Annotated in this window: 15 protein-coding genes; 12 read left to right on the forward strand and 3 right to left on the reverse strand. The window is 72.3% G+C overall.

The window, feature by feature from the left end; translation table 11 throughout:
- Positions 1-33 precede the first annotated feature (33 nt).
- The 3 genes from J2S63_RS18965 to clpX all read left to right on the forward strand — a co-directional run bounded on the left by J2S63_RS18965 (position 34) and on the right by clpX (position 2,764).
- Positions 34-720 carry an ATP-dependent Clp protease proteolytic subunit gene (locus J2S63_RS18965; RefSeq protein WP_374725143.1) on the forward strand — a complete coding sequence of 229 codons (687 nt, stop codon included), beginning with the start codon at positions 34-36 and terminating at the stop codon, positions 718-720.
- Positions 612-1,331: an ATP-dependent Clp protease proteolytic subunit gene (locus J2S63_RS18970; RefSeq protein WP_374725144.1), complete on the forward strand. Its 720-nt coding sequence runs from the start codon at positions 612-614 to the stop codon at positions 1,329-1,331. Before J2S63_RS18965 ends, J2S63_RS18970 begins: the two co-directional genes overlap by 109 nt.
- A gap of 149 nt (positions 1,332-1,480) precedes the next feature.
- Complete coding sequence (gene clpX, locus J2S63_RS18975) at positions 1,481-2,764, forward strand: ATP-dependent Clp protease ATP-binding subunit ClpX (RefSeq protein WP_310306748.1); 1,284 nt, start codon at positions 1,481-1,483, stop codon at positions 2,762-2,764.
- Positions 2,765-2,786: 22 nt separating this feature from the next.
- Here clpX and J2S63_RS18980 read toward each other — a convergent pair whose 3' ends face one another.
- Positions 2,787-3,464, reverse strand: coding sequence for a response regulator transcription factor (locus J2S63_RS18980; protein WP_310305622.1), 678 nt, complete (start codon positions 3,462-3,464; stop codon positions 2,787-2,789).
- Positions 3,461-4,618: a sensor histidine kinase gene (locus J2S63_RS18985; protein WP_310305625.1), complete on the reverse strand. Its 1,158-nt coding sequence runs from the start codon at positions 4,616-4,618 to the stop codon at positions 3,461-3,463. The genes J2S63_RS18980 and J2S63_RS18985 overlap by 4 nt, the downstream gene beginning before the upstream one ends.
- A 108-nt stretch (positions 4,619-4,726) precedes the next feature.
- Between J2S63_RS18985 and J2S63_RS18990 the strand changes: the two genes are divergently transcribed.
- On the forward strand, positions 4,727-5,416 hold the full coding sequence (locus J2S63_RS18990; protein WP_310305628.1) for a hypothetical protein: 690 nt from the start codon (positions 4,727-4,729) through the stop codon (positions 5,414-5,416).
- A 13-nt stretch (positions 5,417-5,429) separates the two neighbouring features.
- Here the strand turns inward: J2S63_RS18990 and valS are convergent, their stop codons facing one another.
- On the reverse strand, positions 5,430-8,060 hold the full coding sequence (gene valS, locus J2S63_RS18995) for a valine--tRNA ligase (protein ID WP_374725125.1): 2,631 nt from the start codon (positions 8,058-8,060) through the stop codon (positions 5,430-5,432).
- A gap of 102 nt (positions 8,061-8,162) precedes the next feature.
- Between valS and J2S63_RS19000 the strand changes: the two genes are divergently transcribed.
- From J2S63_RS19000 to mreD, 8 genes are all read left to right on the forward strand, one after another.
- The gene (locus tag J2S63_RS19000) at positions 8,163-8,699 is read left to right on the forward strand and encodes a sigma-70 family RNA polymerase sigma factor (RefSeq protein ID WP_310305632.1); all 537 of its coding nucleotides are present in this window, start codon (positions 8,163-8,165) and stop codon (positions 8,697-8,699) included.
- Positions 8,696-9,481 (forward strand): hypothetical protein, encoded by a 786-nt coding sequence (locus J2S63_RS19005; RefSeq protein WP_310305634.1) that lies wholly within the window; start codon positions 8,696-8,698, stop codon positions 9,479-9,481. Before J2S63_RS19000 ends, J2S63_RS19005 begins: the two co-directional genes overlap by 4 nt.
- Positions 9,482-9,500: 19 nt before the next feature.
- A complete protein-coding gene (locus tag J2S63_RS19010; protein ID WP_310305638.1) occupies positions 9,501-10,862 on the forward strand; it encodes a bifunctional folylpolyglutamate synthase/dihydrofolate synthase in 1,362 nt (453 codons plus the stop codon).
- On the forward strand, positions 10,859-11,281 hold the full coding sequence (locus J2S63_RS19015) for a DUF4233 domain-containing protein (protein ID WP_310305639.1): 423 nt from the start codon (positions 10,859-10,861) through the stop codon (positions 11,279-11,281). The genes J2S63_RS19010 and J2S63_RS19015 overlap by 4 nt, the downstream gene beginning before the upstream one ends.
- Positions 11,282-11,291: 10 nt before the next feature.
- Entirely contained in the window at positions 11,292-11,711 is a 420-nt protein-coding gene (gene ndk / locus J2S63_RS19020) for a nucleoside-diphosphate kinase (protein WP_310305641.1), read from the forward strand.
- 113 nt (positions 11,712-11,824) lie between these two features.
- Positions 11,825-12,850, forward strand: coding sequence for a rod shape-determining protein (locus J2S63_RS19025; protein ID WP_310305643.1), 1,026 nt, complete (start codon positions 11,825-11,827; stop codon positions 12,848-12,850).
- A gap of 11 nt (positions 12,851-12,861) precedes the next feature.
- On the forward strand, positions 12,862-13,806 hold the full coding sequence (gene mreC / locus J2S63_RS19030; RefSeq protein WP_310305645.1) for a rod shape-determining protein MreC: 945 nt from the start codon (positions 12,862-12,864) through the stop codon (positions 13,804-13,806).
- A 1-nt stretch (position 13,807) separates the two neighbouring features.
- Positions 13,808-14,323, forward strand: coding sequence for a rod shape-determining protein MreD (mreD, locus tag J2S63_RS19035; protein ID WP_310305648.1), 516 nt, complete (start codon positions 13,808-13,810; stop codon positions 14,321-14,323).

A 14,323-nucleotide genomic window follows, 5' to 3' on the forward strand; every position in this document is an offset into this window, starting at 1 on the left:
GGTCGGGGCCGCGTCGCGGGGCCCTCTCGTCCGCTGTCCGCGAACACGGGGGGATTGGCCGTGGAACTGTCCGGCCCGGCGGCTAGGGTCGGTCCCGTGACTGACATCTCGATGAATGCCGGGGCGGCGTCGTACGGCCTCGACGACAACGTCTACCAGCGTCTGCTGCGCGAGCGGATCGTGTTCCTGGGCTCGGAGGTCCGCGACCAGAACGCCAACGCCATCTGCGCGCAGATGCTCCTGCTCAACGCCGAGGACCCCGACGCGGACATCTTCCTCTACATCAACTCCCCGGGCGGCTCGGTCGACTCCGGGATGGCGATCTACGACACGATGAACTACATCTCCAACGACGTCGCCACGGTGGCCATGGGCCTCGCGGCGTCGATGGGGCAGTTCCTCCTGTGCGCCGGCGCCGCGGGCAAGCGCTACGCGCTGCCCCACGCGCGGATCATGATGCACCAGCCCTCGGGCGGCATGGGCGGCTCGGCCTCCGACATCAAGATCCAGGCCCAGCAGTCGTTGCACATCAAGAAGGTGCTCTTCGAGCTGATCAGCCAGCACACCGGCCAGCCGCTGGAGCAGGTGGAGCAGGACGCCGACCGCGACCGCTGGTTCACCGCGGAGCAGGCCAAGGAGTACGGCTTCATCGACAGTGTCGTGGCCAACGCCGGCCAGGTGGCCGAGCAGGGCCGTCCCGCTCACACTTCCAAGAACTGAGGACTGACGTGAACTACTACATCCCCCAGTGGGAGGAGCGGACGTCCTACGGCTTCCGCCGGATCGACCCCTACGCCAAGCTGTTCGAGGAGCGCATCATCTACCTCGGCACGCCGATCTCCGACGACGTGGCCAACGCCGTCATCGCCCAGCTGCTGTGCCTGCAGTCGATGAACCCCGAGCAGGACATCAGCATCTACATCAACAGCCCGGGCGGCTCGTTCACGGCCCTCACCGCGATCTACGACACGATGCGCTTCATCAAGCCCGACATCCAGACCGTCTGCCTGGGCCAGGCTGCGTCCGCGGCCGCGATCCTGCTGGCGGCCGGCACGCCCGGCAAGCGCATGGCGCTGCCCAACAGCCGCATCCTGATCCACCAGCCCTACACCGAGGGCTCCTACGGCCAGACCTCCGACATCGAGATCCAGGCCAACGAGATCCTGCGGATGCGCGAGCTGCTCGAGCAGATGATCGCCGACGCCTCCGGCAAGACGACGGAGGAGGTCAGCAAGGACATCGAGCGCGACAAGATCCTGACCGCCCAGGCCGCAGTGGAGTACGGCCTGATCGACTCGATCCTGCAGTCGATGAAGGAGCTCCCGGCCTGACCGGCCCGGGGACACCCAACGGGACGGATCAACCACCGTGTCCTGGTCCCCAAAGGGCCTCCGGCGGGGTAATTTCGCCCTAGGCCCTCGGACGAGACCCGTCGAACCCGCGACAGCGGGTCGGCCCGAGATGATGAGGAGGCGTGCCAGTGGCACGCATCGGTGACGGCAGCGACCTGCTGAAGTGCTCTTTCTGCGGCAAGAGCCAGAAGCAGGTCAAGCGCCTGATCGCAGGACCCGCGGTGTACATCTGTGACGAGTGCATCGACCTGTGCAACGAGATCATCGAGGAGGAGCTGACCGAGGGCACCGAGGTCGGCCTCGACGAGCTCCCCAAGCCTCGGGAGATCTTCGACTTCCTCAACTCCTACGTCATCGGGCAGGAGACCGCCAAGAAGTCACTGGCGGTGGCGGTCTACAACCACTACAAGCGCGTCCAGGCGGGCGTCGGCGTCGGGGCCCACCGTGCGCGGGGTGAGGACGCGGTCGAGCTGGCCAAGTCCAACATCCTCGTGATCGGGCCGACCGGCTGTGGCAAGACCTACCTCGCCCAGACCCTGGCGCGCATGCTCAACGTCCCGTTCGCGATCGCCGACGCGACCGCGCTGACCGAGGCCGGCTACGTCGGCGAGGACGTCGAGAACATCCTGCTCAAGCTGATCCAGGCCGCCGACTACGACGTCAAGAAGGCCGAGACCGGCATCATCTACATCGACGAGATCGACAAGGTCGCCCGCAAGGCGGAGAACCCCTCGATCACGCGCGACGTCTCGGGCGAGGGCGTGCAGCAGGCCCTGCTCAAGATCCTGGAGGGCACGACCGCCTCGGTGCCGCCGCAGGGCGGGCGCAAGCACCCCCACCAGGAGTTCATCCAGATCGACACGACCAACATCCTGTTCATTGTGGGTGGGGCGTTCGCCGGCCTGGAGCAGATCGTCGAGCAGCGCATCGGCACCAAGACCCTCGGCTTCGGCGCCAAGCTGCCGACCAAGGAGGAGAAGGACCTCGACCGGATCTTCTCCGAGGTCATGCCCGAGGACCTGCTCAAGTTCGGGCTGATCCCCGAGTTCATCGGGCGCCTGCCGGTCATCGCGACGGTCGAGAAGCTCAACCGTGAGGCGCTGGTGCAGATCCTCACCGAGCCGCGCAACGCCCTGGTCAAGCAGTACCAGAAGCTCTTCGACCTCGACGGGGTCGAGCTGGAGTTCACCACCGACGCCATCGACGCGGTCGCCGACCTGGCGATGCTGCGGGGCACCGGTGCTCGCGGGCTCCGGGCGATCATCGAGGAGGTCCTCCTCCACGTGATGTACGACGTCCCGTCGCGCGACGACGTGGAGAAGGTTGTCGTGACCGGCGAGGTCGTCAAGGACAACGTCAACCCGACGCTGGTCCCGCGCTCCACGGCGGCCAAGAAGAAGAAGTCGGCCTGAGCCCAGGTCGACCCGGCGCGGCTCAGGGCGAGTCCGCGCCACCGACGCTGATCAGGCCCGTCTCGTAGGCGAGCACGACCAGCTGCACCCGGTCGCCCAGGTCGAGCTTGGTGAACAGCCGTGAGACGTAGGTCTTCACGGTCGCCTCGCTGAGGAAGAGCTCGGCCGCGATCTCCTGGTTGGACCGGCCCCGGGCGACCTCGACCGCCACTGCGCGCTCGCGCTCGCTGACGCGGTCCCACACCGCCGCACCGGGCGACGGCCCCGGGGGGTGGGTGGCGAAGCGCTCGAGGAGCCGGCGGGCCAGCGCAGGCGCGACCATCGACTCGCCACGGGCCACGACGTCCACGGCGTGGACCAGGTCGCCGGGACGCGCGTCCTTGAGCATGAAGCCGCTGGCGCCCGCGCGGACCGCGTCGACGACGTACTCGTCGAGGTCGAACGTGGTGAGCACGAGCACCCGGGTGCCCGGTGCCTCGCTGACGACGGCACGCGTCGCGCCGATCCCGTCCAGCCGCGGCATGCGCACGTCCATCAGCACCACGTCCGGACGATGCTCACGGGCCAGCTCGACCGCCTCGACCCCGTCACGGGCCTGGCCGACCACCTGCGCCCCGGCACGCTCGAGGATCATGGCGAAGCCCTCGCGGACCAGGTCCTGGTCGTCGGCGACGAGCACCCGCCACGCCGGCCGGGTCACCGCGCACCTGTCAGGGGCAGCTCCGCGATGACCACGAACCCCCGGTCCGCGGCCGGGCCGGACCGCACGGTCCCGCCGTACAGCGCGGCCCGCTCGGTCATCCCGACCAGGCCGTGCCCGCGGGGTCCGGTGCTCGCCGAGGATCCGCACCCGTCGTCGGAGACGTCGACCCGGACGCCGCGGGCGTCGTAGGCGAGGCGGACCAGGACCCGGGTCGCGTGCGCGTGACGCCGCACGTTGGTCAGAGCCTCCTGCACGATGCGGTAGACCGCGAGGTCGAGGCCGGGGGAGAGCGGCACGACCTCCCCCTCGGTGACCCACTCGACGTCCAGGCCCTGCGCACGGGCCTCGGCGAGCAGACCAGGGATCAGCCCCACCCCTGGTTGCGGGGCGAGAGCGCCCGCGTCCCCCTCCTGGCGCAGGATCGCCACGACGCGTCGCATCTCCTCCAACGCCTCCGAGCCGCTGGTGCGGATCGTCTCGAGACGCGCGCGGACGTAGGCCGGGTCGCTCTCGACGACCTGCTCCGCCGCGCCCGCCTGGACCACGATCGAGCTGACCGCGTGGGCGACGACGTCGTGCAGCTCGCGGGCGATGCGGGTGCGCTCGTCGACGATCGCCTGCAGGACGGCAGAGGCGGCGCTGACCTCGGCGTCGACGGCGCGCTGCAAGTGCAGCAGCGAGCGGCGCTCGTGGACCGCGAGGGCGCGGCCGGCGGACCAGGTCAGGGCGAACACCGCCCAGTGGAAGACGATCTCGGAGGCGCCCTGGAGCGCGTCGACCCGCAGGTCGAAGAACAGCAGCGCGGCCGCCCCGAGCGCCGCTCCGGCGTACGGCGCCCGGCCGCGCCCGTGCCGTGCCACGGAGAACAGCGCGATCGCCATCGGGACGAACTGGCCCCAGAACAGCACGTAGAGCGGGGTGAGCGAGAACAGCGCGGGCCAGGCGAGCAGGGCCACCGCCGCGGTGGCGAGCGGGGCGACCCGGCGCAGGCAGAGGACGCCACCGACCACGACGACGGCGGCCGAGGTGACGGCCCGTGACCCGGAGCCCTGGACCGACGCGAACGGCACGAGGAGCTCGGCGAGCCCGGCCGCGACGACGGCGGCGGCCAGGGCACCGTCGAGGACCGATCGTCGGCTCGCTGCGCTCACGGGACTCACCCTAGGTTCCCCAGGTCGACGCCGTGGTCATCCTGCGGTTGACGCCGTTGTCGACCGGGGAGGGACGCGGTGACCGGCCCGCGCCGCTTCGCTGGGGACATGACAACCTCGACCTTCCGGCGCGACGTCGCCGCCACCTCCCTCGTCGTCACGGCCGTGCTCAGCGCGGTCTCCACCGCCACGGCCCCCGAGTTCCCCAGCGGCTACACCGACCGCCTGGCTGCCATCGACCAGGCGGGCGCGCTGTCGTGGGTCTCGGCCCTGACGTTCACGCTCGCCCAGCTGCCGTTCCTGGTCGCGGTCCTGGGTGTCGGGCACCTCCTGCGCGACGAAGCGTCCCGCCTCTCGGTGGTCGGCGTCTGCCTGGCCTCCGTGGGTGCCTTCGGCCACGCGGTGTTCGGCGGTGTCTCCCTGGTCAGCGTGGTCATGGCGCAGGACGCCGCCACGCGGTCCACCTCCGCCGCGCTGCTGGCGGACGTGGAGGGTTCGCCGGTGATGCTCTTCGCCGCCATGGGACTGCTCGGCACCGTGTTCGGCCTCCTCGTGCTGGCTGCCGCCTTGTGGCGCACCCAGGTGGCCCCCCGGTGGGTGCCGGTCCTGGTCGCCGCCTTCCTCGTCGTCGAGTTCGTCGGGGGGAACCTCGCGAGCTGGGCGCCCCAGCTCTCCGCGGTGCTCTACCTGGTCGCCTTCGGCGCGCTCGCACGGACCGTCCACGCGCAGGCGACGGACGACGCTGCGTCCCGCACGGGGCTCGGTCACGACGTCCCTGCCCCCGCGGTCCCGGCGTAGCAGTCGCCGTGGCTCAGGACGGCGGGGCGACCTCGGCGCGCGCCACGAGCACGTCGCCGTCGGACTGCTCGAGCGTGAGGCCGCCGACGACCTTCAGCGCCGCGCAGAGGTCCTCCCGAGCCGCCTCGACCCGGGAGAGCGAGGCCGCGGAGCCCGAGACGACGGCGTCGGTCAGCTCGGTGCGCATCGAGACCTTGGCCGCCGACTTGACCCCGCGCAGCGCCGCGAGCGCCTCGGCGACCGCGCCGAGGAGCTCGGGGTCGCCCTCGACGCCACCGAGGTCGGCAGTGGTCGGCCAGGGCTGGTGGTGGACCGAGCCCTCCTGCCACCACGACCAGACCTCCTCGGTCACGTAGACCAGGAACGGAGCGAGCAGGCGCAGCTGGACGTGCAGCGCGGTGGCGAGGGTCGCCCGCGCCGAGCGGGCCGCCTCCTCGCCGCGGGCGCCGTAGGCCCGCTCCTTGACCAGCTCGACGTAGTCGTCGCAGAAGGACCAGAAGAACCGCTCGGTCACCTCGAGCGCCGTGGTGTAGTCGTACGCCGCGAACGCGGCCGTGGCGCGCTCGACCACCTGGGCCAGGCCCGCCAGCAGGGCCCGGTCCACCGGGTCGGTGGCCGCGGCCGGGTCGACCTCGCCGGCACCGGGGCCGCTGAGCACGAACTTGGAGGCGTTGAGCACCTTCATCGCCAGACGGCGGCCGACCTTCATCTGCGACTCGTCGAACGGGGAGTCCAGCCCCGGCCGGGCCATCGCCGCCCGCCAGCGGACGGCGTCGGCGCCGTACTTGTCGAGGATCTCGGTGGGGACGACCACGTTGCCCTTGGACTTCGACATCTTCTTGCGGTCGGGGTCGACCACGAAGCCGGACATCATCGCGTGGGTCCACGGGACGACGCCGTGCTCGAAGTGGGAGCGGACGACCCGCGAGAACAGCCAGGTGCGGATGATGTCGTGGGCCTGGGTGCACAGGTCCATCGGGAAGACGCGGGAGAACAGGTCGTCGTCGCTCTCCCAGCCGGCCGCGATCTGCGGGGTGAGCGACGAGGTGGCCCAGGTGTCCATCACGTCGGGGTCGCCGATGAAGCCGCCCGGCCTGCCCCGCTGGTCGGCGGAGTAGCCGGAGGGCGCGTCGGTCGAGGGGTCGACCGGCAGGTCGGCCTCGCGGGGGAGCAGCGGGTGGTCGTAGTCGGGCTCGCCCTCGGCGGAGAGGGGGTACCACACCGGGAACGGGATGCCGAAGAACCGCTGGCGCGAGACCAGCCAGTCGCCGTTGAGGCCGCCGACCCAGTTGTCGTAGCGGTGGCGCATGTGCGGCGGCAGCCACTGCAGCTCGCTGCCGCGCTCGACCAGCTCGTCGCGCAGGGCCGTGTCGCGGCCGCCGTTGCGGATGTACCACTGGCGGGTGGCGACGATCTCGAGCGGCTTGTCGCCCTTCTCGTAGAAGTTCGCCATGCGCTGCGTGGGCCGGGGCTCGCCGTCGAGGTCGCCGGACTCGCGCAGCAGCGCGACCATCGCCTCGCGGGCCGAGAACGTGGTCTTGCCCGCCAGCTCGGCGTACGCCGTCGCCGCGGGCTCGGCGCTCAGCCACTCGGGGGTCTCCCGGTGCAGGCGGCCGTCGCGGCCGACGACCGTGCGGACCGGGAGGTCGAGCTCACGCCACCACGTCACGTCGGTGAGGTCACCGAAGGTGCAGCACATCGCGATGCCGGCGCCCTTGTCGGGCTCGGCGGCCTCGTGCGCGACGACCGGGATCTCGACGCCGAAGACCGGCGAGGTGACGGTGGTGCCGAACAGCGCCTGGTAGCGCTCGTCGTCGGGGTGGGCGATCAGTGCGACGACCGCGGGGATCAGCTCGGGGCGCGTGGTCTCGATGTGGACCTTCCCGGTGGTCGAGCCTGTCGAGACCGGGCCGTGGAACGCCACCCGGTGGTAGGCGCCGGGGTACTCCCGGGCCTCCAGCTCGGCCTGGGCGACCGCGGTCTGGAACGTGACGTCCCACAGCGTGGGCGCCTCCTGCAGGTAGGCCTCGCCGCGGGCGAAGTTGCGCAGGAACGCGCGCTGGGAGACGGTCTGCGCCTTCTTGCCGACCGTGGTGTAGGTCTGGGTCCAGTCGACGGAGAGGCCGAGCTGGCGCCACAGCGCCTCGAAGGCCTTCTCGTCCTCGACGACCAGCTTCTCGCAGAGCTCGATGAAGTTGGGCCGGCTGATCGGGACCTGACGCTTGGGGTCCGGCTTCTCGGGCGCGACGAAGTCGGGGTCGTAGGGCAGTGACGGGTCGCAGCGCACGCCGTAGTAGTTCTGCACCCGGCGCTCGGTGGGCAGGCCGTTGTCGTCCCAGCCCATCGGGTAGAAGACCTCCTTGCCGCACATCCGCTGGAAGCGGGCGACCAGGTCGGTGTGGGTGTAGGAGAAGACGTGCCCCACGTGCAGCGACCCCGAGACGGTCGGCGGGGGAGTGTCGATGGCGTAGACCTGCTCGCGGGTCTTCGACCGGTCGAAGCGGTAGGTGTCCTGCTCCTTCCACCGCGCCGACCACGTCGCCTCGAGGCCCTCCAGCGCCGGGCGGTCGGGTACGACGACGCCGCGGTCGGGCGTCGACGTGTCCGGGGCCGTGCCCATGGCGGGGCGCTGGGTGTCAGTCATGGGCCGAATCCTACGAAGCGCCCGGCGAAGCGCGCGCACCAGTTCCGCAACGAGACCGCCGGCCCGTTCGTCGGGACAGGTGTGGAGCGAGAACATGGCCCGATGAGGCCGGGCGAGGACGACCGCGCGTCGCTGGACGCGGAGTTCAGCGACCTCGTGGCCGCCGGTTGGCGGCGGTGGACGCACGCGGCCTGGCTGCTGACCCGCGACCGGGACGACGCGGAGGACCTGGTGCAGCAGGTGCTCACCCGGACCTACGCCGCCTGGCCGCGCGTCCGGACCCTGGACGCCCATGCCTACGTGCGGCGGGCCCTGGTCAACGCCTACCTCGACGGCTACCGGCGGCGCCGCCTGCTGCGGTTCGTCCCGGCCTCGCACGACGACCGGCTGCTCGACCGCCGCCTCGACGACGAGGGCGAGGCGGCCGGTGACCGCACGGACCTGCGCGCCCTCCTGGCGACCCTGACCCCGCGGGAGCGGGCGGTGGTCGTGCTGCGTCACTACCTCGACCAGTCCCAGGCGGAGACGGCCGAGAGCCTCGGGCTGCCCCCGGGGACCGTCGCCGCCACCCTCAAGCGCGCGCTGGCCAGGCTCCGCGTCGCCGCGACCGACCCGACCCCGCAGGAGGTCCCCCGATGACGAGCACAGTTCAGGACCTGCGCGACGCGTTGGCCGACGAGCCGTTCGAGCTGCGGGCCCCCGACGTCGACGCCGTCATGGCCGGCGGGCGCCGCCTGCGCCGCCGGCGTACGACGACCCGCGCGCTGGGCGCGGTCGCCGCGGCCGCGCTCGTGGTCGCCGGCGTGGCGGGGGTGACCCACCTCCGGGCGCCCGGGGCCGGGGCGGTGCTGGGCTCGCCCGACTCGGTGGCCGAGCACGCGGCTCTCGCGCGGGCCGCGCACGAGGAGGCGGACTCCGCGGTGCGGCGCTTCGTGCGGGTCCCGCTGGACGTCGCCGCCTGGTCGGGCACGCGGCCCGACGGTGAGCAGGGCAGCCGGGCGCTGCCGCGCGACGACCGCGAGTGGGCCACGCTGCAGTGGCTGCGCTTCCGGGCCGACCTGCCGTCGGGGGGCTCGGTCTTCGTGCTGACCCAGAACGAGCCCCCGTCGGACGCGGCTGCCGGCCCGCCGACCGGGCAGGAGGACCGCGCCTGCACCCACGTCTACCTCTCCTGCACCACGACCCGGGTCCCCGGCGGGGTCGTCGCCCTCGAGCACGGCCGCACCGACGACGGTGAACGCGGCCTGCGGGCCTCGTTCACCCCGGACGACCCGTCGGGCTCCTGGGTGCTGGTCGAGGTGTCGAGGCCGGCGGCCGCCCCGTCGCCGTACACCTCGGACCAGCTGGTGGCCCTCGCCACCGACCCCGCGATGTCCCTGCCGGTGCCGCTGGCGGCCGACGACGTGCGCGCCCAGGACTGAGCCCTAGACTCGGGGGGTCATGCAGACCACCCCCCGCGAGCCGTCCGAGTCCTACCGCCAGGTCGAGTCGGCCCTGCTCCGCCGCTGGCCCGAGTCCCGTCTCGAGCCGAGCCTCGACCGCATCCAGGCGCTGGTCGAGCTGCTCGGCGACCCGCAGAGCGCCTACCGCGTGGTCCACCTGACCGGCACCAACGGCAAGACGTCCACCGCCCGCATGGTCGACCGGCTGCTGGTCGCGGCCGGGCTCCGCACGGGTCGCTTCACCAGCCCGCACGTCGAGTCGATGACCGAGCGCATCAGCCTCGACGGTGAGCCCGTCGACGAGGAGGCGTTCGTGCGCGCCTACGAGGACGTGGCGCCCTACCTCCAGATGGTCGACGAGACCGAGGCCCACCCGGTGAGCTTCTTCGAGGCGTCGGTCGCGATGGCCTACGCCGCCTTCGCCGACGCCCCCGTCGACGTCGCCGTGGTCGAGGTCGGCATGGGCGGGGCCTGGGACGCCACCAACGTCGCCGACGGCGACGTGGCGGTCGTGACGCCGATCGCGATCGACCACGCGCGCTACCTCGGCGACCGCCCCGAGCTGATCGCGGTCGAGAAGGCCGGGATCATCAAGCCCAACGCGCAGGTCGTCGTCGCCCACCAGACCGAGCAGGTCATGGCCGTCCTCGCCGAGCGCTGCCGCGAGGTCGGGGCCACGATGCTCGTCGAGGGGCTCGACTTCGGCGTGGTGAACAGCGTGCCGGCCGTCGGCGGCCAGCTGATGAGCCTGCGGGTCGGCGACCTGTCCTACGACGACGTCTTCCTGCCGCTGTTCGGTCACCACCAGGCCCAGAACTCCGCTCTCGCCCTCGCGGCGGTCCACGCCCTCCTCGGCGACGGGGCGCTGACCGGCCAGGTCGTGGGGGAGGCGTTCAACGGCGCCACCTCGCCCGGGCGCATGGAGGTCGTGCGCCGCGGCCCGACCGTCCTGCTCGACGCGGCCCACAACCCCCATGGCGCCGAGGCGGCCGTGGAGGCGGTGCGCGAGTTCTTCACCTTCGACCCGCTGGTCGGCGTCGTCGGCATGATGGCCGACAAGGACGTCGAGGCGTTCTTGGCGGTCCTCGAGCCCGTCCTGTCCGAGATCGTGTGCACCCAGAGCGCCACGCCGCGCGCGATGCCGGCCCACGAGCTCGCGCTGGTCGCCGCCGACATCTTCGGCGAGCACCGTGTGCGCATCGCGCCCGGCCTGGACGACGCGATCGAGCAGGCCGTCACGCTGGCCGAGACCGGGGGAGCCATGGGCGAGTCGATCGGGTCCGGCGGCGTGCTCGTCACCGGCTCGGTGGTGACCGTGGGCGAGGCCCGGGTGCTCCTGCGGCGTGCGGGCGAGCGATGACCCACCTGCAGCGCACCATGTGCGCGGGCATCCTGCTGCTCCAGACCATCGCCCTGGTCCCGTTCGCGGCGGTCCTCCTGCCGCTGACCGACCTGTCGACGCCGGCGGCGGTCGCCCTCGGGGTCGGGCTGCCGTTGGCCAGCCTCGTCGCGGCCGGTGCCCTGCGCACGCGGGCCGGGGTGTGGCTCGGCTGGTCGGTGGAGGTCGGCACGATCGCGACCGGCGTCGTCGTACCCCTCATGTTCGGGCTGGGCGCGGTCTTCCTCGCGCTGTTCGCCGGGTCGTGGTTCCTGGGCCGCAGGATCGACCGCGAGCGCGCCGAGCGCACGGCCGCGTGGGAGGCCGAGCAGGAGCCCGAGCAGAAGTCGGAGCAGGAGTCGGAGCGGGCGGCGGGTCCGGTGCCCGAGCCCGGGCACTAGGCTCCGCCCCATGTCCGAGCACCCCATGCAGCGCACGCTCGTCCTCCTCAAGCCCGACGCCGTGCGTCGTGGCCTGGTGGGCGCGATCCTCTCCCGCTTCGAGCAGCGAGGCCTGCGCATCGTCGCGCTCGAGCAGCGCGTGATCGACGGCGCCCAGGCCGACCGCCACTACGCCGAGCACGTCGAGCGTGACTTCTACCCGCCGCTGCGCGACTTCGTCACCTCCGGCCCGCTGGTGGCGCTGGTGCTCGAGGGCGACTCCGCCATCGAGGTGGTCCGCGGCATCAACGGCGCCACCGACGGACGCAAGGCCGCCCCCGGGACGATCCGCGGCGACCTCTCGCTGTCCAACCGGGAGAACCTCGTGCACGGCTCCGACTCCCCGGAGTCCGCCGAGCGCGAGATCGCGATCTGGTTCCCCGGCCTCTGACACCTGACCTGCTCCGCGCGGGCGTGCGTGTCCTCCCGGATCGGGGGGTCGTCGCTGCCTACGCTTCCCCGGAGACACGTGTGACGTGAGTGCTACGGGAGTGCGGAGCAGGGATGGCGAACAGCTTCATCGGCCGGGACATGGCGGTCGACCTCGGAACGGCCAACACACTCGTCTACGTCCGCGGCAAGGGCGTGCTGCTCGACGAGCCGAGCGTCGTCGCCCTCAACGCCTCGACCGGTGAGGTGCTGGCCGTCGGCCACGAGGCCAAGCGCATGCTCGGCCGCACGCCCGACAACATCACCGCGATCCGACCGCTCCAGGACGGCGTCATCGCCGACTTCGACGCCACCGAGCAGATGCTGCGGTTCTTCATCCAGCAGGTGCACCGCCGCCGCTACTTCGCCAAGCCCCGCCTGGTGATCTGCGTGCCCAGCGGCATCACCGCGGTCGAGCAGCGGGCGGTCAAGGAGGCCGGCTACCAGGCCGGCGCGCGCCGGGTCTACATCATCGAGGAGCCCATGGCCGCCGCGATCGGCGCCGGGCTTCCGGTCCACGAGGCCACCGGCAACATGGTCGTCGACGTCGGTGGCGGCACCACCGAGGTCGCGGTGATCTCGCTGGGCGGCATCGTGACCAGCCTGTCCATCCGCACGGCGGGCGACGACCTCGACCAGGCGGTCATCGCCTGGATGAAGAAGGAGCACTCGCTCATGCTGGGCGAGCGCACGGCCGAGGAGATCAAGATGACCCTCGGCACGGCCTTCCCGCTCACCAAGGAGCCCGAGGCCGAGATCCGCGGGCGCGACATGGTCACCGGCCTGCCCCGCACCGTCGTGGTCTCGAGCAGCGAGGTGCGCCACGCGATCGAGGAGCCGCTCAACGACATTGTCGACGCGGTCCGCACCACGCTCGACCAGACGCCCCCCGAGCTCGCCGGCGACATCATGGACCGCGGGCTGGTCCTCACCGGTGGCGTCGCCCTGCTGCGCGGTCTCGACGAGCGCCTGCGCCACGAGACCGGCATGCCGGTCCACGTCGCCGAGGACCCCCTGCACTCCGTCGCCCTGGGCGCGGGCAAGTGCGTCGAGGAGTTCGAGGCCCTCCAGCAGGTGCTCGTCACCGAGAACCGTCGCTGAGGAGTCGACCGATGGCACCCCGCACCCGTCGTCCCCGCACCAAGGAGGACCGCCAGCGGCGCGGCTCGCGCTCGCTGCTCGCCGTGCTCTCCCTGGCCAGCGTGACCGTGATGGCCGTCGACGCCCAGGGCGGTGACGGCTCGCCCGTGGAGTCCGCCCGCTCCGCGGTCGGCGACCTCCTCGCCCCCGTGCAGAGCGGGGCGTCCACCGTGGCGCGCCCGTTCCGCGAGGTGCCGGAGTTCTTCACCAGCAACCGCGACCTGCGCGCCGACCTGCACCGGCTCGAGGCCGAGAACGCCAACCTGCGCGGCCAGGTCAACACCACCTCCCAGGTGCGCTTCCGCGCCGCCGAGCTCGACGGGCTGCTGCGCTCCAGCCGGCGCAGCGGGCTCGCCCTGGTCCCCGCCCGTGTGATCGCGATCGGTCCCGCCCAGAGCTTCAGCCAGACGGTGACCATCGACGCCGGCACCGCCGACGGCGTCCACCCCGACCTCAGCGTGCTCAACAACGACGGTCTCGTCGGCCGCGTGATCGCCGCGGGCCGCCACTCCGCGACGGTGCTGCTCATCGTCGACGAGCGGTCCATGGTCGGGGCACGCCTCGGCTCCAACGCCGAGGTCGGGTTCCTCACCGGGCGCGGCTCCCTCGACGGTGACAGCCCGCTCGACCTCGACCTCGTCGACGACTCGGAGACCCCGGGCAAGGACGACGTGGTGGTCACCTGGGGCAGCCGGGGCGGCTCGCCCTACGTCGCGGGCGTGCCGATCGGCAGCGTCACCAAGGTCTACTCCACCCCGCGCGAGCAGGCCAAGCACGCGGTGATCGACCCCTACGTCGACTTCTCCTCCCTCGACGTCGTGGGTGTCGTGGTCGACGCGCGCACCAAGGGCGACCGGGCCGTCATCCGGGCCGGCGACGTCGACACCGGCACCCGCTCCGACCAGGAAGGACGCTGACATGCGCGTGGTCCGGGGACTCGTCTTCCTCGCCGTGATCCTGCTCGCGGTCGTGCTCCAGGTGAGCTTCTTCGCCGCCTTCTCCCTCGACGGCGTCGTGCCCAACCTCGCCCTGCTCGTCGTCGTCGCCGCCGCGCTCACCCGCGGCCCCGAGTTCGCCGCGCTCCTCGGCTTCGTCGGCGGCCTGGCGGTCGACCTCGTGCCGCCGGCCGACCACCTGGCCGGGCGCTGGGCGCTCGCGCTGGTGGTCGTGGGCTACCTCGCCGGGCGGGTCCGCGCCGACGCCGAGCGCTCGACCGTCGGGGCCCTGGTGACCGTCGCCGCCTGCTCGTTCGTCGGAGCCTCGGTCTTCGCGCTGAGCGGTTTCGTCCTGGAGGACAGCGGCGTGCCGGTCACCGAGGCGCTGCGGGTGATCCCCGAGGCGGTGCTCTACGACCTCCTGCTCGCCCCGTTCGTGCTCCCGCTGGCGATGCGGCTCTTCCGCCGGCTGCGGCCCGAGCCCGCGATGGCCGTCTAG

This window comes from Nocardioides marmoribigeumensis (genome assembly GCF_031458325.1).
GTDB lineage: Bacteria > Actinomycetota > Actinomycetes > Propionibacteriales > Nocardioidaceae > Marmoricola_A > Marmoricola_A marmoribigeumensis.

Bases quoted from the DNA above. Each gene is read 5' to 3' on its own strand.
- mreD (WP_310305648.1), top strand. From the start codon at position 13,808: ATGCGCGTGGTCCGGGGACTCGTCTTCCTCGCCGTGATCCTGCTCGCG.
- J2S63_RS19010 (WP_310305638.1), top strand. From the start codon at position 9,501: ATGCAGACCACCCCCCGCGAGCCGTCCGAGTCCTACCGCCAGGTCGAG.
- valS (WP_374725125.1), bottom strand. From the start codon at position 8,060: ATGACTGACACCCAGCGCCCCGCCATGGGCACGGCCCCGGACACGTCG.
- mreC (WP_310305645.1), top strand. From the start codon at position 12,862: ATGGCACCCCGCACCCGTCGTCCCCGCACCAAGGAGGACCGCCAGCGG.
- J2S63_RS19005 (WP_310305634.1), top strand. From the start codon at position 8,696: ATGACGAGCACAGTTCAGGACCTGCGCGACGCGTTGGCCGACGAGCCG.
- J2S63_RS18990 (WP_310305628.1), top strand. From the start codon at position 4,727: ATGACAACCTCGACCTTCCGGCGCGACGTCGCCGCCACCTCCCTCGTC.
- J2S63_RS19015 (WP_310305639.1), top strand. From the start codon at position 10,859: ATGACCCACCTGCAGCGCACCATGTGCGCGGGCATCCTGCTGCTCCAG.
- J2S63_RS19000 (WP_310305632.1), top strand. From the start codon at position 8,163: ATGAGGCCGGGCGAGGACGACCGCGCGTCGCTGGACGCGGAGTTCAGC.
- J2S63_RS19025 (WP_310305643.1), top strand. From the start codon at position 11,825: ATGGCGAACAGCTTCATCGGCCGGGACATGGCGGTCGACCTCGGAACG.
- ndk (WP_310305641.1), top strand. From the start codon at position 11,292: ATGTCCGAGCACCCCATGCAGCGCACGCTCGTCCTCCTCAAGCCCGAC.